This is a genomic window from Clostridium kluyveri (assembly GCF_001902295.1).
Lineage (GTDB): Bacteria > Bacillota > Clostridia > Clostridiales > Clostridiaceae > Clostridium_B > Clostridium_B kluyveri_B.
Genome location: NZ_CP018335.1, coordinates 4,054,692 through 4,073,870, shown reverse-complemented (window position 1 = coordinate 4,073,870; position 19,179 = coordinate 4,054,692). Strand labels below are relative to the sequence as shown.

23 protein-coding genes are annotated in these 19,179 nt (G+C 27.0%); 13 read left to right on the top strand and 10 right to left on the bottom strand.

The genetic code is table 11. The features are described 5' to 3' along the window. Nucleotides 1-2: 2 nt before the first annotated feature. From BS101_RS19945 to BS101_RS19925, 5 genes are all read left to right on the top strand, one after another. Nucleotides 3-689 carry a hypothetical protein gene (locus tag BS101_RS19945; RefSeq protein WP_156876109.1) on the top strand — a complete coding sequence of 229 codons (687 nt, stop codon included), beginning with the start codon at nucleotides 3-5 and terminating at the stop codon, nucleotides 687-689. Then, nucleotides 686-1,387 carry a hypothetical protein gene (locus BS101_RS19940; RefSeq protein WP_073540373.1) on the top strand — a complete coding sequence of 234 codons (702 nt, stop codon included), beginning with the start codon at nucleotides 686-688 and terminating at the stop codon, nucleotides 1,385-1,387. The genes BS101_RS19945 and BS101_RS19940 overlap by 4 nt, the downstream gene beginning before the upstream one ends. A gap of 553 nt (nucleotides 1,388-1,940) precedes the next feature. Then, entirely contained in the window at nucleotides 1,941-3,005 is a 1,065-nt protein-coding gene (locus BS101_RS19935; protein ID WP_073540372.1) for an efflux RND transporter periplasmic adaptor subunit, read from the top strand. Beyond that, nucleotides 2,980-3,669, top strand: a complete 690-nt coding sequence (locus tag BS101_RS19930; protein WP_073540371.1) for an ABC transporter ATP-binding protein — start codon at nucleotides 2,980-2,982, stop codon at nucleotides 3,667-3,669. Before BS101_RS19935 ends, BS101_RS19930 begins: the two co-directional genes overlap by 26 nt. Continuing rightward, the gene (locus tag BS101_RS19925; protein WP_073540370.1) at nucleotides 3,666-4,850 is read left to right on the top strand and encodes an ABC transporter permease; all 1,185 of its coding nucleotides are present in this window, start codon (nucleotides 3,666-3,668) and stop codon (nucleotides 4,848-4,850) included. Before BS101_RS19930 ends, BS101_RS19925 begins: the two co-directional genes overlap by 4 nt. A 547-nt stretch (nucleotides 4,851-5,397) precedes the next feature. On the opposite strand, the gene BS101_RS23550 is transcribed toward BS101_RS19925, so the two are convergent. The 7 genes from BS101_RS23550 to tnpA form a co-directional block, all read right to left on the bottom strand. Further along, on the bottom strand, nucleotides 5,398-5,673 hold the full coding sequence (locus BS101_RS23550) for a transposase domain-containing protein (RefSeq protein ID WP_198039632.1): 276 nt from the start codon (nucleotides 5,671-5,673) through the stop codon (nucleotides 5,398-5,400). After that, nucleotides 5,583-5,864: an IS66 family transposase gene (locus BS101_RS24675; protein ID WP_073540368.1), complete on the bottom strand. Its 282-nt coding sequence runs from the start codon at nucleotides 5,862-5,864 to the stop codon at nucleotides 5,583-5,585. Before BS101_RS24675 ends, BS101_RS23550 begins: the two co-directional genes overlap by 91 nt. Further along, nucleotides 5,791-6,060 (bottom strand): IS66 family transposase, encoded by a 270-nt coding sequence (locus BS101_RS24320; RefSeq protein WP_073540367.1) that lies wholly within the window; start codon nucleotides 6,058-6,060, stop codon nucleotides 5,791-5,793. Before BS101_RS24320 ends, BS101_RS24675 begins: the two co-directional genes overlap by 74 nt. A gap of 16 nt (nucleotides 6,061-6,076) precedes the next feature. Then, nucleotides 6,077-6,235, bottom strand: a complete 159-nt coding sequence (locus tag BS101_RS24315; RefSeq protein ID WP_083585780.1) for an IS66 family transposase — start codon at nucleotides 6,233-6,235, stop codon at nucleotides 6,077-6,079. A 102-nt stretch (nucleotides 6,236-6,337) separates the two neighbouring features. Beyond that, entirely contained in the window at nucleotides 6,338-6,793 is a 456-nt protein-coding gene (locus BS101_RS19900) for a hypothetical protein (RefSeq protein ID WP_073540366.1), read from the bottom strand. An 85-nt stretch (nucleotides 6,794-6,878) separates the two neighbouring features. Continuing rightward, nucleotides 6,879-7,229, bottom strand: a complete 351-nt coding sequence (gene tnpB / locus BS101_RS19895; protein WP_073540365.1) for an IS66 family insertion sequence element accessory protein TnpB — start codon at nucleotides 7,227-7,229, stop codon at nucleotides 6,879-6,881. Beyond that, nucleotides 7,223-7,549 (bottom strand): IS66 family insertion sequence element accessory protein TnpA, encoded by a 327-nt coding sequence (gene tnpA, locus BS101_RS19890; protein ID WP_073540364.1) that lies wholly within the window; start codon nucleotides 7,547-7,549, stop codon nucleotides 7,223-7,225. The genes tnpB and tnpA overlap by 7 nt, the downstream gene beginning before the upstream one ends. A 550-nt stretch (nucleotides 7,550-8,099) precedes the next feature. On the opposite strand from tnpA, the gene BS101_RS23545 reads away from it, so the two are divergent. Beyond that, nucleotides 8,100-8,270 (top strand): hypothetical protein, encoded by a 171-nt coding sequence (locus tag BS101_RS23545; protein WP_198039526.1) that lies wholly within the window; start codon nucleotides 8,100-8,102, stop codon nucleotides 8,268-8,270. A 307-nt stretch (nucleotides 8,271-8,577) separates the two neighbouring features. After that, nucleotides 8,578-8,775 (top strand): amidase domain-containing protein, encoded by a 198-nt coding sequence (locus BS101_RS24670; protein WP_073540363.1) that lies wholly within the window; start codon nucleotides 8,578-8,580, stop codon nucleotides 8,773-8,775. On the opposite strand, the gene BS101_RS19880 is transcribed toward BS101_RS24670, so the two are convergent. Together BS101_RS19880 and BS101_RS19875 are read right to left on the bottom strand one after the other, a co-directional pair. Next, nucleotides 8,768-9,211 carry a hypothetical protein gene (locus BS101_RS19880; RefSeq protein WP_073540362.1) on the bottom strand — a complete coding sequence of 148 codons (444 nt, stop codon included), beginning with the start codon at nucleotides 9,209-9,211 and terminating at the stop codon, nucleotides 8,768-8,770. The genes BS101_RS24670 and BS101_RS19880 overlap by 8 nt on opposite strands. A gap of 494 nt (nucleotides 9,212-9,705) precedes the next feature. Continuing rightward, complete coding sequence (locus BS101_RS19875; RefSeq protein ID WP_207649431.1) at nucleotides 9,706-11,088, bottom strand: DDE-type integrase/transposase/recombinase; 1,383 nt, start codon at nucleotides 11,086-11,088, stop codon at nucleotides 9,706-9,708. Nucleotides 11,089-11,315: 227 nt separating this feature from the next. Here BS101_RS19875 and BS101_RS19870 point away from each other — a divergent pair, with 227 nt between their 5' ends. From BS101_RS19870 to BS101_RS19845, 4 genes are all read left to right on the top strand, one after another. Beyond that, the gene (locus tag BS101_RS19870) at nucleotides 11,316-12,101 is read left to right on the top strand and encodes a hypothetical protein (RefSeq protein WP_073540361.1); all 786 of its coding nucleotides are present in this window, start codon (nucleotides 11,316-11,318) and stop codon (nucleotides 12,099-12,101) included. 1,264 nt (nucleotides 12,102-13,365) lie between these two features. Next, a complete protein-coding gene (locus BS101_RS19855; RefSeq protein WP_073540358.1) occupies nucleotides 13,366-14,016 on the top strand; it encodes an ABC transporter ATP-binding protein in 651 nt (216 codons plus the stop codon). Then, nucleotides 14,006-14,635, top strand: coding sequence for a hypothetical protein (locus tag BS101_RS19850; RefSeq protein WP_073540357.1), 630 nt, complete (start codon nucleotides 14,006-14,008; stop codon nucleotides 14,633-14,635). Before BS101_RS19855 ends, BS101_RS19850 begins: the two co-directional genes overlap by 11 nt. 38 nt (nucleotides 14,636-14,673) lie before the next feature. Then, nucleotides 14,674-15,084 (top strand): hypothetical protein, encoded by a 411-nt coding sequence (locus tag BS101_RS19845; protein WP_073540356.1) that lies wholly within the window; start codon nucleotides 14,674-14,676, stop codon nucleotides 15,082-15,084. A gap of 640 nt (nucleotides 15,085-15,724) precedes the next feature. On the opposite strand, the gene BS101_RS19840 is transcribed toward BS101_RS19845, so the two are convergent. Then, on the bottom strand, nucleotides 15,725-16,108 hold the full coding sequence (locus tag BS101_RS19840; protein WP_073540355.1) for a hypothetical protein: 384 nt from the start codon (nucleotides 16,106-16,108) through the stop codon (nucleotides 15,725-15,727). Nucleotides 16,109-16,353: 245 nt separating this feature from the next. Here BS101_RS19840 and BS101_RS19835 point away from each other — a divergent pair, with 245 nt between their 5' ends. After that, nucleotides 16,354-18,489, top strand: coding sequence for a DUF1430 domain-containing protein (locus BS101_RS19835; RefSeq protein ID WP_073540354.1), 2,136 nt, complete (start codon nucleotides 16,354-16,356; stop codon nucleotides 18,487-18,489). A 6-nt stretch (nucleotides 18,490-18,495) separates the two neighbouring features. Further along, entirely contained in the window at nucleotides 18,496-19,131 is a 636-nt protein-coding gene (locus BS101_RS19830; protein WP_198039525.1) for a putative bacteriocin export ABC transporter, read from the top strand. The last annotated feature ends 48 nt before the right edge of the window (nucleotides 19,132-19,179 follow it).

Here is a 19,179-nt window from a genome sequence, read left to right as displayed (position 1 = left end):
ATATGATGTTTGATATTATGTTAAATGATATTAAAAGATTTTTAGGCAAAGAAAAAAAATATTTATTACTAGGTATAGTTTGCATAGTATTATTACTATACAAATTTAATTTAAATATAAGTAGAATAAAAAATAAGACTTCCTTTTTTCAATTTTTTATGCTAATTATTCTTATTCAAGCTGTATCTTATATGATTGGGGCATTACTAGGTGATGAACAGTTAAAAGATATCAAATTTATATTTACATTACCTATAAGTATAAAAGCTTTTATACTAGGTAAAAATTTCTTAGCTATAATTATCTATTTAATTCAGTATACTGTAATTATTTTGCTTTTTTTAGTTAGTAAATCCATTTCAGGTATTAATACAAATGATATTTTTAAATTTATATCGGCTCTTATATGTTCCATATCTATGTCAAATATCTTAGTAGTTTTTCTTCATAAAAAAGAGATATCCCCTACAGATAGTTTTATTGAAAATTTAAAAAGTGCCAAACAGAGTTTTTTTCAATTAATAATTATAATACCATTTTCTGTAATAATACTATTTATAACCATAAAAAGTATTATTAGTTATCTTGTACTTTTACCTATGAGTATTATATTTTATATAATATCTCTAAGAACATTGGAAAAGAAATTGATGAACCAATCAAGTTTTTTTGAGGAAGTAGAAATATGAAAGATACTATATTATGTTTAATGGACTTTTTTAAACGGAAAAATCATCCTAATTCAGATAATAAATTTGTTACTGGGATTTATTTATCTTTAGGAATAATTATGGATATTATATTATTTAATTCTTTATCCCAATTAATTTATTTAGATAAAATTGAAAAAAATATTGTTGTTAGTGGATATTTTGTTATGATAATTGTAATATATGCCATTGTTACAATACCTAGTAAAATAAAAAACATAAATGATATCAAAATTTTGTTTACTTTACCTATAAACTATAAAGAAATTTTTATTAGTATAATTTTAAATGATAGTACTGTTTTTATTAATATAGGTTCCATTGTAAGTTTTTTTGTACCTGCACTTTTTTTTCAACATTCATTTATAAGTTTTTTGATACTTTTACTCGAAAGCACCTTTATCTTTATATTTGCAGAGTTATTAATATTGATATTGTGCGTGCTGATTAAATTAATGTTTTATGGCATTACTATAAGTATTAGTACAATAATAGTAATCATTTTAATAATTATTGTTGTTCTACCAAATTATAGTAGTATTATCTGCTATTTTGGACATATGTATTTGTATAAAGCATGGATGCTTTGTTCGATTATTTTCCTTTTAGAATTAAGTTTATGTAAAACTTTACAATTGATGTTTATTTGTTATAAATACTTTGTTCAGAGATGTTAGTCTCCTATGTTTCTAATATATTTTGGATATAGAGATATTTATGTAGTAATGTAATACAGCAGTTATAGTTATTGTTTTATATGTTTTAATCATCTCTTAAGAATATTTATATGTTTAGCTTTAAGGGGAATGTATCGCATAGCAACCAAGCTTAAGCCATATTGAATAATATTGGAGTTTGATTTAATACCTACTTTACTAATAACAGTCTTGTTTTATAAATTTGATAGTGTTTATAAAGAGAATTAGTACTTAAACCATTTTATGGGATGATAATATAAATTTATGGTATAATATCAACCTTACTTGAGTTCGATTATAACAAACTCCAAGAATATCAAAAACAGTTTCTTATATTTTCTATAAGATTTCATCATCATTCGTAATCACATTTTCAAATACTAACTGTAAGGTATCGAGAGCGTTATTAGAGGATTTTGTAAATTTAAAATATAGTCTAGTATATTGCTATGAAGTTAAAACAGGAATTATATAATATCATATACAATGCGTAATCATTAAAATACATAAAAATATATAAGGAGATGAACTCATGAAAGATAGAAAAAAAACATTAATTATTATTTCTGCTATTTTTATAATTGCTATATTATTTGTTATAATATTTTTTTTGAACCACAATAAGCAAAATGTAAACAAGAATAATATAAAATATGACGTATATACTATTCCATCACAACAGAACATATTTTTAGATGGAGAAGTTCAATATTCTAAAAAAGTAAATTTTACTGAAGACACAACTAAAGGAACTATTGATAAAATAAATGTTGAAGATAAACAGCAGGTAGAAAAAGGACAAACATTATTTACTTATAAAAATGAACAAATGATTGAGCAATACGAAACTCTTACTCAGCAGCTTAATAATATTCAAACTCAATCAAATACAATCTCAAGTGAGCAAAATAACATGCAAGTATCTGGAGTTAATAGTGAAAAGAGTGTACAACAACAGTTAAATGATATTAAAGATAAACGTTATACCACAATTTCAGCTCCTTTTGATGGCATTATTTCAATAACAGCAGATAATGAAGATAATACTAATAAAATTGTTTTGACACTAATTGATCCTAAGAAGCAGGTAATAGCCAGCGCTAGTGAAAAGGATATATTAAAACTTAAAGTAAATCAAAAGATAAAGATTAGTGTTTATGGCACAAACCAAGAGTTTAATGGCACTATCAGTTCTATTAGCACGGAACCATCACAATCACAGGTAACTCAAGGGAATACCAATACTTCATCGAATTTAATACAAGCCTCTGGAGCTAATGTGTCTTATTATCCAGTCTATATTGATATAGATAATCAGCAGGGAATTTATCCAGGTTTTCATGTACAAGGCACCACCGTTAATGAAAGTGAGTTACCCAAAATTCCATCATCTTCAATTTTTAATAACAATGGAGTTAAATTCGTGTGGCTTGTAGAAAATAAAAAATTAAAAAAAGTTCCTTTGGAAGTTGAGAAATACAATAGTACATATATGCAGGTAAAAAGCGGTTTAAATTTTGATGATAAAATTATTAAGAATCCATCTGATGAAATGAAAGAAGGGAACAGCATTGACACAGCATCTTCTGGAAATTAAAGGATTATGTAAATGGTATGGACAGAATGAAAACCGATATCACATTTTAAAGAATCTTGATTTTAAAGTGGAGCAGGGCTCATTTGTGGTTGTAATGGGTAAATCAGGTAGTGGAAAAACTACTTTGTTAAATATTCTGGGGCTTCTTGATAGCTTTAATGAAGGAAGTTATGTATTCAATGGACAAGATGTTACAGAAATGAGAGAGAATCAGCGCTGTTCATTTAGAAATAATCATATTGGTTTTATATTTCAGCAATTTTATTTAATTGAATCATTAACAGTGGCCCAAAATATTGAGCTTCCACTATTATATCATGGAGGATATAACAGCAATCAAAGAATTGATATGGTAAAAAAAAGTCTTGAAGATGTTGAACTAGAAAGTAAATTCAAAAATTATCCAAATGAGTTATCAGGAGGGCAACAACAGCGTATTTCAATTGCCAGGGCACTTGTTACCCAATCTGATCTTATTCTTGCAGATGAGCCTACAGGTGCACTGGATTGGAAAACCGGACTAAAAATTATTGATATATTGGTTAAACTCAATAAACAAAATAAAACTATTATAATGGTTACTCATGATAGTGATCTTAAAAAATATGCCACTCATTGTGTTTTTCTCAAAGATGGTGTTTTTACTGAGGAGGACAACCTATGAATCTATGGGAACTTATATATAGTGCAGTTTTAAGTTTACGTACACATAAGATTAGAGTATTTTTAACTATGATAGGAATAATTGTTGGCATAAGTTCTGTAGTTGTCATCCTTTCTATTGGAGAAGGGCTAAAGGCACAGGTAAATCAATCGACTGATGACACAGGGGTAAATACTATTACCATTAATTTTGAGCCTTCAGATTTAAATTATACAACAGCTTCTACACCATTTGATTATAAGGACTTTCAAGATTTAAAAAATATTGACGGCGTAGAACAAGCTAGTAAGAGCAGTAGTGGATTAGAGGGACTAATGGGGGTTACTGAAAATGCAGCTTTTTTTGATAAACAATCTTATTTGACGATAAATGATTATGATAAAAGTTCAGGTTCTATTTCAGGCAGAGGAATAACTCAGGAAGATAATGATTTTAAGCATTATGTGGTTGTACTCTCAAAGGATCATGCTAAAGCGTTGTTTGGAGATGAGGTGAATGAGGGAATTGGGAAAGGAATTAAAATAAAGGACGAGTTCTTTGAAGTTATTGGTATCGAAAACGGAGACTCGGGTATGTTATCCATGCAGTATGATTATGTGCCTAAATTTGCAAAGAATCTTTTAGAAAATGACACATCAATTTCTTCAATTGATATTAAAATTAAGCAAGGATTTAATTCTGACTCTGTATTTAAAGAGGTGAAAAAGGAATTAGAAATTCTTCATCCAGATGTAAAAGGCAGTTATACTAAAGGAGATCCTAAAGCTGTTTCTAAGGCTTTTGAGAAAATAATAAGTGGAATAACTATTTTTATAGCTGTTGTTTCTGGAATATCCTTGTTTGTTGGTGGAATTGGAGTAATGAATATAATGTATGTGTCTGTTACAGAACGCCGCCGTGAAATAGGTATTAGAAGAGCTATAGGTGCAAAACCAAGCACAGTTCTACTACAGTTTTTAATAGAATCAATATTTATTACTGGTATAGGTGGAATTCTCGGAATAAGTATAGGATATTTGATATCTCTAATTTTAGGAATCTTTTTACCATTTAAGCCAGTTGTGACGATAGGTATATTAATAGGATCATCTATTACATCTATTACCGTGGGAATAATTTTTGGAATAATTCCTGCATATAAGGCGGCAAATTTAGATCCTATTAAGGCTATTTATAAATAGTTAATATGATGTCTAATATAAGATAGGATGAACTTTATTTGAAAATTCCTGAGAACTTTAACGTCCACAACAATTCTATTTGTAGTTCTAATTCTCATTTTCATTTGTTTTTTATCGTTTCTTTTATCTTTACTATGACTGAAATCAATGGAGATAGTGCCTTGTTTTCTATCAGCAGTCTCATATTCTTCCTACGGGTTGATAATGAGAACCGGATGTGGGAAATCCACAAGTCCGGTTCCGTAAGGATTAACACGAATATTAGCAAAATCATGTTCGTAGTGTTTTATTTAATTAAATTATTAGTATGTATGGATATGTAGTAAAATATAGTATTTAAAGTATTACCCTAAATACTATATAATTGTTTTCAAAAAATAGTTGGAGTTTTCCCCCGCTATTTTCTATTATTTTTTTTAATATTATATAATCCATATCCTCTATTTGTAACCGTAAAAAATCTCCGTATATATTTTTAATGATATTTTTGATAAAATAAATCCAGTAGTAAAAGCTGCACTATAGTATGGCTTAACTACTGGATTTCTTAGCTCTTTGAATTATGAATATCTTTATTTTGAAGGAACACATACATAGGGAGTTTCTTGGACCAAGGCATATGTTTTATCAACGTGTCCTTATTTTTATCTTTATCTTCTAAGCTTGAAAGCACATCCATCAAGTACACCAGGTACTTTTCTACGGATAAACCATTGGCTTTTGCTGTTTCTATCACGCTGTAAATAGTTGCACTGGCTCTAGCTCCCCTTGGCGTATTATGGAGAACCCAATTTTCCTTCCCAAAACAAAGGATTTTATACATCGCTCAGAGGCGTTATTATCTATCTCCAGGAAGCCATCTGTCAGGAATAACCTAAAGCTAGACAAGAGCTTTTGACTATAAGCAAAAGCTTCACCTAATGGACTCTTAGGTAGTGCGTTAGCTATTTCTATATCCACATATTTTATAAAATCTTCGATGATTGGAGCTGATTTTTTCCACCCTGGTTTCATATCGCTTTGCATAATAATTATCCTTTATATTGTTCTCTAAGCGGTAGTCATAGAGTATAACTGGATTCTCTGATGCACCTGTTTTGTAAAGCCACATATACTTTTTAGCTTTAGAGTCATTACCTTTTGCATCAACTACAACTACAGTTGTTTCATCAGCCTGGACATAGTTACTTTCTAAAAGTTTATCTTTCATTATGTCATAGACAATTTCAAATTCTGATGCTGCTCCTATCTATCATCCAGTTAGACATGGTTTGCCTTGAGATACTAGCTCCAAGCATATGAAAATAGGTTTCTTGCCTATATAACGGCAGTGCATATTGATATTTTAAACATATGACATGGCTTAATAGCTCGTTTGCTGCCATGCTTTTATGCAGTAAACCCTTAGGTGCCTTGGTGGATATTATACTAGTGGTTTCATCTTTTTCTTTGCAACCTTTACAGGCATAACTATAGGTTTTATGCTCCTATATGTACAGCTCTGCTGGCTTAAACTTTAATATCTCTTTAGATTTAGAACCTATAACCACCAATTTTTCACCGCATTTATCACAAACAGCTTCATTCTCATCTAATTTATGTTCAATAACTACTCTTTTTAAGTTAGCTAGATTATCTTTCTTTCCAACATAACTTGATGTCTTTTTTCTTTTATAAGTTATTTCTTCCATGGTTGGCTCTTCAGCCTTGGCATCATAATACTGCTCAGACTCATTAAAAATAGATAACTGATTAGCATCTGCCTGCTCACTTGATTTTCCAAATATCTTCTTGTTTTTATTGAGAACTTGATTTTTTAAATATTCAAGCTGATTTTTAAGATCCTTAATCTCTTTATCCTTAGATTCAATTTCCTTTTCCATGTCAGAAATTATCTTTTTAGTTTTTTCATCTAATTGCTCTTCAAAATTCAAGACATCCATCCTATGTACCTCTTCTTATTTTATACTTATATTATACCCTAAAACCCTTGATACTTCAAGGGTTTCAAGGATCTTCACAATCATTCTAATAGTAGTTTTTTTCTTGAATGGGTTTAAATTTTGAAACAGTCCTTACCTCATATCCTTTTAACAGCCAACGTAATTCCTCTATATTGACTTTAAGAGCTTCTTCCTTTGTCATTGGCCACTTAAACCTACCCTTCTCTAAGCGATAGTAATATAACCAAAACCCTTCATCAAAATGCAGCATTTTTAATTTATCCATCTGCTTATTGCAAAATACAAACAAAGTTTTATCAAAAGGATTCAGATTAAGCTCCATTTGAACAATAAGAGTTAGTCCATCTATACTTTTTCTTAAATTTGTGCTTCCACAAGCTAAGTATACAGTATCAACCTTATCAATATTTAACATGATCTTAAGAGTTCCTTAAATACTACTGATAATAAAGTGGCATTTTCCCAAGGAATATAGATACTAGCTCTACCGAGCTCAATTTTAATGCTGTTGTTTTCTCCATCATTATTTTTTTCTTTTTGAAGTTGTGAAATTTCAGGGTTAATCTTTACTGCATGAAATGTTGTTTTGATTTCCTTGTTAAATTTTTTTCTATAGTAATAGAATTGACTTTTGCTTATATTATTTTCTTTGCAGTAATCAGTGACAGTTCCCTGGTAAAAAGAAAATTTTTCTAAAAGTTCTTTCCAAGTCTCTTCATTAGAGTTCATTTCCATTACAGATTTCCTCCCTTATTCTTTATATCTGTAATCTTATCAAAATAACTTTTTTAGAAAAAGGCGTCAATTCTTTTACGGTTACCTCTAATTCACCTTAGCCTATATTTTTTTATAAAATAACATCAAAATACAAAAATGTAAATACAAATGGCATAAAAGAGAAAAAAACGGACATGAAAAGAAATTATACATGAAAATGTTTAGTTAATGACATTTCATGACAGGAAAAGTACGTTTAATGCCATTTGTATTGAATTAAGTTTTTTAGTATGTAAAATGGAGATTGTAAAGATTACTTAATCTTAAATTCAAGTAAATAATCTTTATGAGTATTAAAGTATCTGTATTTTTATTTTACCAGACACAAACTATTTTTGATTATGTAACTATTCATCCTTTTTACAAACATAGCTGAATAGTTACAAAATACAATTAAGGAATATTAATACATGAAATTATTCATGTATTAATATATAGAAAAGTTAATTCTATTGACCTATGGTTAAATGAAGGACTTGCTATTATTTTATCTAAACAGTATAAATATATGAAATCTGATCAATTTATTGATCTTAATATGAATAATCTTTCATATAGTACTGACTTTTTTTATGAAAAATGCTGTGCTAGAATTATGAAATATTTTAATAAATATGGTGAAAAACAATTAATAAAGAAGTTAATTAGTGGTGAGCTTGATATTAAAAACGATTGTTAAATAAATTTAAATCTACTAATCAAAAATATTAAGTTGTTTAGATTTTTAGAGTAATTTGTAGCAATTAAGAGTTTTAAATTTTGAATTTATATCAAAATCTAAGACAGATGAATAACTTTCTTATTCCACCGTTTTGGAGAGTTGGGCAAAAATACGCTATATTTATCCATTAAAAGGCTTAAAATTGTAGAAAAAGAAATTTTATAGTGAATTATTTTTTCTATTTTTTATTAACTAGTGTAAATTATAACATTGTTTTTATAAATTATATGATATAGTGTATTTCATCATATAATTGTAAGGAAGATTGTATGGAAGCGGATTCTCGAATTATAATAGAAGTAGTGCTGTTAGTTATATGAATTCATATTGGAATATTTATAACCCTAGTTACACAAATCATTATCCTGATGATTGCTGTAACTTTGTTTCCCAGATATTATATTCAGGCGGCGTACCAGGAAGTTCTTCATGGTATGCAGATTCATGGTGTTGGATTAAATAAATATTTTAAAATGGATGCTTTTATTAAAGTTGCAAAGCAGTTCATTGGTGTTTCTGATACTGTAGAAAATTTTCTTCATATTAATAAAATCATAATAACTGCCAACATCAGGAACATCGTCAGGTGAAACACCAATGGCATAACATAAAATAGGCGTAGCTCTAAAAAAAGCAATCCAATTTGGAATGCTGTGATAGCCAAGTTCAGACATAAGAATAAAAGAGCGAAATATTTCCGGATGTTGGTTAGAGGGATTGCCTGTATTAGAAAAACAAGGTTGAATCAAAGGTTTTATAACATCTGAGTCAAGAATATAAAGTTTAGATAAAGCTTCAGAATAAAAGTTTAAAGAAGTTTTACTCTGAGTATAAAGTGAGAGTAAATTGTTGATAAGGAATAATTGATATTCAGCATGAGAACGCCAGATAGCTAACATTAAGAAACACCTCACAAAGTTATGTATCTGGTAATAGATACCATAAAGAATAATGAATATTTTTACCAATAATGTTAGGGCTTATAACAACCAGTATTGGAAAATACAGATATAAAGCTGGAAATTATTTTTGAAATTTGATATGAATTTTAGAGGGAAAATAAAAAAACGTCCCTTTGAAATTTAGATATATCAGGGAATGAGAGTTTCCAAATTTATTTATTTTGTATGGTAGTGTAAAAAGTTTATGAAAAACTATAAAATAATAAATTTTTAGGGCACCCATAAATGTAAGTTTGTTACAAATAACCGCAGTTGCCCTTGACAAACATTATCCAAATTTTGTTTTACCTTGAAGAGGGCGAAGGGAAAAGATATAAAGACATGACAAAAAGCCCTCTGAAAACCAATTTTAAAATTTGTCTAATTCGGTTTGTCAAGGGTTCGCTGACGGCAACAGCTGCTTTAGGGCTCAGCTAAATAGATATAAAATCTTAGGAGGTAGCCTGTGATATACAATAGTCTTGAGCTAGTTCAACAAGCTTACACCAACGAGCTGGCATGGTTTGAAGACTTTGAAGTACAGGTATTTGAACTGGAACCTTATGATTAAGTGTTGAATGAGTTCTTAGAAAATTAAAATATGCAGCAAATAATGTTACAAATGCTATAGAACCATCTGAACTATTAAAACCACAGGTTGTCCTATAACTGCCTTTAAAGGTTCTATTAAGACGTTCAATTATCTGTTTTAAAGGTCTGTATTCCTTTGAAACGTCATCATTGTTTGTAAGACCTATGACTTGAGTAATATCGAAGTTAATGTCTTCGCTTGCGAAAAAATGTTGTGCCAACAAGTAGATTGGATTACCATCAACAATGAAATTTAGTTTTTTAGGTATATCCTTAAGCTTTGATAAAACGTCGTCTAAAGCTTTAACTGCTGAAAGAGTATCTCTATTTGGTGAAACTCTATAAGAAAGAATAATTTTCTTAACAGAGTCAAAGAAAAAGAAGATATACTGCCATTTACCGTTAACTTTTATGTATGTTTCATCACCACAAAAAGAATTAGATAACTCATAATTGTAGTTATCAACAAAGGGCTTTACCACATGGGATACAGCATCAGCGTAGTTTAAAACTGTTTGATGAGATATTTTAATACCGTGAATATCCCTCATTATTGAAGCCGTCTGTCTTGAAGACATATGGTAGTTTACGTAGTAAGACATAATTAATCCTAAAGTATGAGACGAAACCATTATTTTAGGCAGACTAATTTTAGATTTAACAGGGCTTTTACTGCTAAAAGGCTTATAGTCAAAAGTAAATTCCCTAGTTATATATCTAACTTTATAGTTGTGAGGGTTATTTTTAAAGTCTTCTCTTTCTTTTTTAGTCATTGAAGCTAAATTGGTTTTATAAAAATCACACTCATCATTCTTACATTTATGCACATAAAAGTCCTTGCGAGTTTTGATTTTTTCAAGTGTTTTACCACAGTAAGGACATTTTAAAATAACGGACTTTTGAAAATAATTTTTAGGGTTAAATACTGTGTTGCATACCTTACAAAGGTATTGACCTCTGCCACCATTATTATCGTAAAGATACTGGTGGGGAGCACCACATTTAGGACACTTAACTTCTTTAGGAATGATAGTTTTATTCTTACGTGGCTTAACAGGTGTAAGTTCTTTCTTGTGACTTTCAAAATAGTTATGTAGAAGAACTTTATAATCAAGCTTTTCAGGTATTTCAAATATAGGTATTTTGTCTACCTGAAGCTTTCTATATTCCTTTTTTACTGGTTCGTCAGAGGCAGGGGTAAACATGGGTTTGCCAACTAAAAGAATAAATAATAGGTTAATCATATTGTGTAGGTAAATAATGTATTTAACAAGAAACTCGTTAATCATGCTTGTAGCTTGCTCCTTTCTTCTTTGCTGGAAATTATGACTTTGCAAATCACTAATTTACCCTAAAAGTTTGGGGGGAGCAAGTTATTTATATAAAATTGTTGAAAATAAAAGGGTTACGTCAGAAATTATATTAAAATTTTTGACAATACCTTTTGTATTGGGGGGGGGGATTTATTAAATTGATTTATAGAATTATAAATAGAAGAAGACTTTTTATTGTTATTTTATTTTATTTGGTCTTAGGAAGTTTTTGTTATTTAGATGTATTGACAAATACGCAAATATATTTTTTTGGCTCTACAATGTTATCATCTCCAGATAATAATATTATAGCAGGTATATATATGATGGTTATATTTCCACTAGTTGCAGTATTTTTGCTTAGTGATATGTTTTTAGAGGATGAAAAATTAAGTTTAACATATATATGGTATGCGAAATGCGGAGTGTTTAAATATCATATTAAAAATATACTATATATGTCAATAATAGTTTTTGTTATTACTTTTTTAGGATTTGGATTTAATCTTATGTTATCATATATAAGTTTCGGAAATATAAATATAAGTTTTAATAGTATGTTTTCTGATTATAATCTAGAAAGTTATATGCATGATATTACTAACTTTGATTTGCTACTGAAGAGTCCAATAAAATTTTTTGTATTAAAAAATACTTATATAGCTCTGTATGGAGTTTTATTTGCTCAATTTGCATATTTAATATCTACATTTATAAAAAATAGATATATTATTATTTTATTGCCAACACTAATATACAATGCTGGAGGATTATTTGTATCAGTACTAGGTAATCCAGGAGATTCTTTGTATCTATTATTATATCCCAATTTTTCGGCAAGTATAAAACATCCACAATTTATAAATATATATGCCATCATTATAGTTGTTATAAATATTTTTTTGTTTTTTTTAATGATTAAAAGGGAGAAAGAATATGTTTAACAAATTATTTTTTAATTCAGGAGTATATATAATTTATTCTTTTATTTGCATATATATTCTGACATATATAATTTTACTTAAAACTAATGTACTTTATTATAAACAAGTATACTCAGGAGTATATGATAATTATAGTATAATGTACTTTTATTTACCCATATTTTTAATTTTTATAATGAACTATATAGCTCAATATAAAAATAAATTATTAGTAATCAGAGAACATAAAAAAGTATATTTACATATTGTTATAAACTTTAATGTCTTAATAAGTATAATATTATTATTTATGTTCTTTTTAATATCATATTTTGGTGTATTAATAGCAGTTCATTTGATTATAAATATTATATGTATAACAAATATTTTTTTACTCATATTTATCATAGTAAATTTTTTTGCAGAAAACAAACTACTTAGATTTTTACCCTTAATGTTGTATGTAGAAGAAGTTTTTCTATTTGAAAAATTTAAATTTTCTATGTTAAATTACTATAAATTATCTATAAACTATTCGTTGCCTATATATTTGGCTATTTTTATCAGTCTGTTTGTATTAATACTAGTTTTAAATAAGGCGAGTGATATTGTTGTTTAGTAGGTTTAAAGTATCTATATATGCACTCATTATGAGTATAATTGCTATAGTTTCATCTAATAATAGTTATTTATATTGTTTATTTTTAAATTACAATGTAAATATAAATAATATAATTGATATTTTAAACAGTTATTTTATCAAATATAACATAATAGTAATACTCTTTTTAATATGGTTGGATAGATTTAATAATATAGAAATTCTATTTATAACTAGATGCACCAATATCTTTTATCACATGTTGAGAAATATATTAAAATATTTTTTATATATTTTAGATTACTACTTATATTATTTAATTATTGTGTCAGCTTTTTTTAATAGTCAATTTAATATTAAATATGGTATTAACTTTTTTGTATCTAGTTGTATTAATGCTTTAATTTTGTTTTTAATATTGATTGTATTACAATTATTAATTCATATAAAAAATGTTTATATATTTTTTATTATTGGTATTTTTATTTTTATTGCAAATTCAAGTAAAATTTATCAAAGTAAAATATTAAGTTTTTTTTATGAACTAATAAATAACTTTAATTATACCAGTATAAAAGAAATATATTATATAAAATCCATAATTATTGTGATCTTATTATTAATATTTATGAATAATATTTTAAAAAAAACAGATATACTTTAAGTAAGAAGGTGATTTGTAATATGAATATAAAAATAAAAAATTTATATAAAAAATTTAGAAATAGAGAAGTTCTAAAAAATATAAACTATGATTTTTATGAAGGATATAAATATGCCATTATAGGTCCTAATGGGAGTGGAAAAACAATGTTGTTAAAAGCATTAAGCGGACTAATAATCCCATCCCAAGGAAGTATATACATAGATAACAAAGAAATGCATAAAGATTTTAGATTCTATGAATCTTTAGGATTAATTATTGAAACTACAAAATTTTATCCAAATTTAACTGGATATGAAAATTTAAAATTATTAGCGTCAATCAGGAAAAAGATATCAGATGAACATATTATAAAAACACTAAAAGAAATTAATTTGTTAGAATCAAAAGACCAACAAGTTAAAAAATATTCATTAGGTATGATTCAAAGATTAGCTATTGGACAAGCAATAATGGAGGAACCTAAAATTTTATTATTGGATGAACCAACAATAGCACTAGATGATGATTCAAGAGATATGCTATTTAATATATTAGATCAGTTTAAAAGAAAAAATAAAATAATAATTGTTGCTACAAATGAAAAACATGATTTAAAAGATAAATATGATAAGTTCGTTTTAATTTCTGATGGGGAAATAAAGAGAAGTGGTGATATTAATGATTACTAATAGGAAAATTGTAGTTGCTTCAATATTAATTGTTATTGTTATGATACTAATTTCATTTTTAAATAGACATTATACAAATCAAAATACTTCAATTAAATTGAACAATAATATAAGAATAATACCTACTTTTCAATATAAATTAGATGTTAAGAAAATAGATACAAATGATATAGTAGTTAAGATTAGAACTTCAGAGGAACTTAAACAATCTAATAAATCAATTGCTTTAGATGCAAAAGTAGTTAAAGTTTTACAAGGAAATATAGATGCAAAAAAAATAAGTATTTATGATAAAAATACTTATTATACTGATAATATTAACATTCAAGATATCTCTATATATTCAAATAATATTTTATTACCAAACAAGGAATATTATGTGATATTGGAGAAATTACCAAAAAAGTTCTTTTATATGGAAAATAATTCTTATAGACTTAAAGATGATTTGTCTGTTTTTGATTCTAATTTTGATTCTAATTACATTTTAGCATATGAGAATAAGAATTATACTTTAAAAGAAGTAAAGAATATTCTTTACATTTTTACCGATAAAGATCAAATAAAAGAATATCTATCAAGAAAGTATGTACTCAAAAATTGTAAAATTAGTTATTAATATTATAGAGCTAAATTTATGTCAAGGAGGATTTTGAAATGAAAAGTAAAAAAGCTATACTTATACTTACAATTTTATGTACATTATTAATTCCAGTAACTGCATTTGCATATAGTTACTCAGGGATTGTACTGCCATCACTTTCAAGAAATGCAGTATTAGCTGATAGGTATAAAACAACAAATGATGCATATTTTTCACATAGAGTAACATCTATGGGTGGAACTTATAAGTATGTTAATGTATGGTTATATTGCAGTGCATTAAGTCGGAATTTAACTCCTGCAGCTACACATCGCGTTGGTGATCCATACTATAACGTATATTATTATGATACTAGTTTAGGTTCCACAGTACATTCTCTTGGTGTTCCAGTAAACTTAACAATTGAGAATGCATCATATACTGGTGTAGCCGTAGAAGCTTCTGGAAGTTATGACGTAAGATAAAAAATTTCCAGCTCTATAATATTATCATAAATATTATCACATGACAAACCAAACATTATATTTATAATGTTTGGCTTGTCTATAAATGGTTGCAATAAGGGGTTGTAAGTCCTAACCCCCGTAATTTTTAATTTAAAATTGTAAATTTACCATAATATTGCTTAAATAATTGATTTTATATCAACTTTCCCATAAATGATGGTTAGATCTTTTATAATTAAGACCTTTCAAACCTGTATTTTCAGAAAATATAAGTTAAAACATTCCCGAAAGTACCCTATTTCGGGAATGTTTTTGAGAAATAACATAAGAATTTTACAATATATTCAAATTTCAAAAAATATGGGGCTTTGAACGTAGAACCCCAAGTGGTAATATTTTTGAAGCGTGACGTAGGAATACCGCAAAATTCATTTCTAAGTGGATTCGGAAACTAATTACCGATGCCAAGATATGTAAAAATATTTAAAATTGTAAGTAGTTTCAGTATGATGTACCTATAAGTATAAAGTTTTAGACAAGATAATTTAAAAAATGGGTATAGCAAAGCTAACCTACCATAAGCAGATTTTAAAAAAATTATTAACTTAAGAAAAACTAAGCAGATTTTGAATTTATGTCATCTAACACAGAAATAATATTAAACTTGGAAACACTGATTCTTGCATCTAATAAAGTCATAATGGTTGCCAACACCAGGAACATCGTCAGGTGAAACACCAATGGCATAACACAAAATAGGCGTAGCCCTAAGAAAAGCAATCCATTTTGGAATGCTGTAATATCCAAGTTCAGACATAAGAATAAAAGAACGAAATATTTCCGGTTGTTGGTTAGATGGCTTACCAGTGTTAGAAAAACAAGGTTGAATCAAAGGTTTTATAACATCTAAGTCAAGAATATAAAGTTTAGATAAAGCTTCAGAATAAAAGTTTAAAGAAGTTTTACTCTGAGTATAAAGTGAGAGTAAATTGTTGATAAGGAATAATTGATATTCAGCATGAGAACGCCAGATAGCTAACATTAAGAAACACCTCACAAAGTTAGTTGTTTGGTAATAAGCACCATAAAAAACGATCAACATTTTTTACCAACAATGTCAAGGTGTATGTCAACCAATATTGTAAAATGTAGTAAAAATATTGGAAATTATTTTTCAAATTTGACGTGAATTTTGGGGGGGAAATAAAAAGACGTCCCTCTGAAATTTAGATATATCAGGGAACGAGAGTTTCCGAATTTATTTTTACATTGAATGGAGGGGAAACATTGAAAAAAATAATTGTAATTTTATTAATAATTATTTCAATGTTTTCTTTTTTTATATTGTTTAAAAATGAAAGCTTAAAACAATCTAACAATATGGAAAAAGTAGAACAAACTTTAGATAATTCATTTGAAATTTTACTTCCAAGTAGTCTAGGCAGTGGATCCCAAACTGATATATATAATAAAATAGTAGCAGTATTAAATAAACATAATGCAAATATATATTTTTCTAGAGTTGGAGATAATGATGAAATAATTAAATACATATACTTTAACAATTTAGATTACTTTAACAATTTTCTTGTTACAAATGGACGTATTTTTGATTTGAGTGAAAATGAATCAAATAAATTTTTGTCTACAAAAAATACTGGTAACAGTAAGCAAATAGGAAAGTTAGGATCCTTTGACGGGAAAACTAATTTTCAAATTAACACCTTGAAAAGTATGATTGATACTAATCAATTTTTAATTATAGGTAATTGCACAGTACAATTAGCTCCTAAGGATAGAATAGATTTGTTTATACAAGATTTAAAAGAATCATTAAAAACTGATGAAATAGTGGTAGAATCTAAAAACAATTTAACTATTAGTTATCACTATAATAAATGGATTATACCAGTATTATATTTTATAATAGGTGTATTAATTTTATATAGCATTTTAAAGTCATATAAAAAATTTGGTGTTCAAATGCTTTTAGGTTATTCAAAAAAGGATATTTGGCTAGAAGCAATATCGAATCTATTACTTATTCAATGTATAGCAATAATAGCAGCGGATTTGATTATGAGCTTATATCTATTTAGGGAATATAATTCTTATTTCATAAACTTTCTTAAAATTATTTTGATTAATAATATAGAATTAGTAGTAATATTTTTTGTTATTTCATCACTACCGTTTATATATATATATAATATTAAAATTATACATATGCTTAAAAACAAATTACCTGTAAAAGAAATTATAGTTTTTAATTCGTTTATAAAAGTAGTAACAATTCTATTACTCTTTAGTTTAATGAATCAAGGACTTCAAAATTATGACAGGATCAAATCTGTATTTAACAATAACTATAAGAAATGGGCAGAAACAAAAAAATATTATGTAATACCGAGTATAAGGGCTACAAATGGTATTATAAATGATGAACCAAAGTTAAATAATATGCAAGTACCGCTATATTATAATATAAATAAAGAAGGTGCTATTTGGGCAGACTTTCTTGGCTATTCCCCAATTCTACATGGAGCAGAAAGTATAAAACCTGCTTATGAAAAAATGTATGTTACAGTAAATCCTAATTATTTGAAAAAGAATATACTTTATGATGTACATAACAATCCGATATCTATTTCAGAAACAGAAAGTGATTTTATACTACTAGTTCCTGATAAATTTAAAGAATTTGAAAGTAAGATTATAGATAGTGCTAAACACAGAAAGAAAGGCTATGGAAAAGGATCTATGACAGACAAGCAAGAAATTAAAATTATATACACTAAATCAAATCAGAAATTATTTTCATATAGATTCGATGTAAATCCTATTGATGGAAATATGGTTACAGATCCAATAATTAGAGTTATGACAGAGAAAAATGGTGTAACATGGGATTTTCAACGAATTATAGGCGAAACTGGAACTCCTATAAAAATTAATGTTGATTCTGCACCAGATCCGCAAAAATTTCTTGAGGACAAATTTAAAAAATTTGAACTATATCAATATGTTTATAGTTTTGTACGAGCAGATGAGGGAAAAGCATTTGAAAGTAAAGAGGTATATAATTTATTAATATTTATTATATGTGGATTAGTTGTCTTAATTATAGTAATGTTAATAACTATAATTCAAAACATATATTGTTTTTTTGAACAATATAAAAAGCAACTAGCAATAAGACAATTTCATGGATATACGGCTAGAAGCAAGTATCAGGAATTGTTTATATTATTCTTAATAACTTGGTCTACAGCATTTATAATAAAACTTTGTATGGCAGATTTACATATAAAATTACAATTTATTTTAACAATATTTTTTATGGCTATAGACTTATTAATAACTATGATAACAATAAAGTTTGTAAATAAAAGAAAAATTATTAGTGTAATAAAAGGGAGCTAATTAACCATGGATATAATAAAATTACAAGATATTAATAAAAGTTATGGAAATAAAAAAGTATTAGTAGATTTATCTTTATCTATAAGTAAAGGGGAGTTTGTTGCCATTACTGGAGATAGTGGAAAAGGGAAATCTACATTATTAAATATAATAGGTTTGCTTGAAAATATAGATAGTGGTAATCTTCTGATAGATGAAGAAGAAAATATAAAGATTAACAGTACTAAAGCGATGAAAGTGATAAGAGAAAAAATAAGTTATTTGTTTCAAAACTTTGCTTTAGTTGATGAAGACACAGTAAATTACAATTTAAATTTAGCATTAAAGTATATTAAAATTTCAAAAAATGAGAAGGAAGAAAGAATAAAAAATGCTTTAGTAGATGTAGGATTAGAGGGACACGGAAAAAGAAAAATTTATGAATTAAGTGGTGGAGAACAACAAAGGGTATCTATTGCCAGAACAATGCTTAAACCTAGTAAAATAGTATTGGCGGATGAACCAACTGGGTCACTTGATGAAGGAAATGCTAAAGTTGTTTTAGAACTTTTAAGAAGTTTAAATAAAAATGGAAAAACAATTGTAATTGTGACACATGATAAAAAATTATCAGCTCAATGTGATAGAATAATTAATCTATAAATTAATGTGAATTCTAAAAACGGGTGTTGATTGGTTCAATATGGAATA

Excerpts from the sequence above, each read along its gene's own strand:
- BS101_RS19840 (WP_073540355.1), bottom strand. The coding sequence starts at position 16,108 with ATGTTAGCTATCTGGCGTTCTCATGCTGAATATCAATTATTCCTTATC.
- BS101_RS19875 (WP_207649431.1), bottom strand. The coding sequence starts at position 11,088 with ATGATTAACCTATTATTTATTCTTTTAGTTGGCAAACCCATGTTTACC.
- BS101_RS24675 (WP_073540368.1), bottom strand. The coding sequence starts at position 5,864 with ATGAAACCAGGGTGGAAAAAATCAGCTCCAATCATCGAAGATTTTATA.
- tnpA (WP_073540364.1), bottom strand. The coding sequence starts at position 7,549 with ATGGAAATGAACTCTAATGAAGAGACTTGGAAAGAACTTTTAGAAAAA.
- BS101_RS19945 (WP_156876109.1), top strand. The coding sequence starts at position 3 with ATGATGTTTGATATTATGTTAAATGATATTAAAAGATTTTTAGGCAAA.
- BS101_RS19850 (WP_073540357.1), top strand. The coding sequence starts at position 14,006 with ATGATTACTAATAGGAAAATTGTAGTTGCTTCAATATTAATTGTTATT.
- BS101_RS23545 (WP_198039526.1), top strand. The coding sequence starts at position 8,100 with ATGAAATCTGATCAATTTATTGATCTTAATATGAATAATCTTTCATAT.
- tnpB (WP_073540365.1), bottom strand. The coding sequence starts at position 7,229 with ATGTTAAATATTGATAAGGTTGATACTGTATACTTAGCTTGTGGAAGC.
- BS101_RS19925 (WP_073540370.1), top strand. The coding sequence starts at position 3,666 with ATGAATCTATGGGAACTTATATATAGTGCAGTTTTAAGTTTACGTACA.
- BS101_RS19935 (WP_073540372.1), top strand. The coding sequence starts at position 1,941 with ATGAAAGATAGAAAAAAAACATTAATTATTATTTCTGCTATTTTTATA.
- BS101_RS19855 (WP_073540358.1), top strand. The coding sequence starts at position 13,366 with ATGAATATAAAAATAAAAAATTTATATAAAAAATTTAGAAATAGAGAA.
- BS101_RS19940 (WP_073540373.1), top strand. The coding sequence starts at position 686 with ATGAAAGATACTATATTATGTTTAATGGACTTTTTTAAACGGAAAAAT.
- BS101_RS23550 (WP_198039632.1), bottom strand. The coding sequence starts at position 5,673 with ATGTATAAAATCCTTTGTTTTGGGAAGGAAAATTGGGTTCTCCATAAT.
- BS101_RS19900 (WP_073540366.1), bottom strand. The coding sequence starts at position 6,793 with ATGGATGTCTTGAATTTTGAAGAGCAATTAGATGAAAAAACTAAAAAG.
- BS101_RS19880 (WP_073540362.1), bottom strand. The coding sequence starts at position 9,211 with ATGTTAGCTATCTGGCGTTCTCATGCTGAATATCAATTATTCCTTATC.
- BS101_RS19830 (WP_198039525.1), top strand. The coding sequence starts at position 18,496 with ATGGATATAATAAAATTACAAGATATTAATAAAAGTTATGGAAATAAA.
- BS101_RS24320 (WP_073540367.1), bottom strand. The coding sequence starts at position 6,060 with ATGAAAGATAAACTTTTAGAAAGTAACTATGTCCAGGCTGATGAAACA.
- BS101_RS19845 (WP_073540356.1), top strand. The coding sequence starts at position 14,674 with ATGAAAAGTAAAAAAGCTATACTTATACTTACAATTTTATGTACATTA.
- BS101_RS24315 (WP_083585780.1), bottom strand. The coding sequence starts at position 6,235 with ATGGCAGCAAACGAGCTATTAAGCCATGTCATATGTTTAAAATATCAA.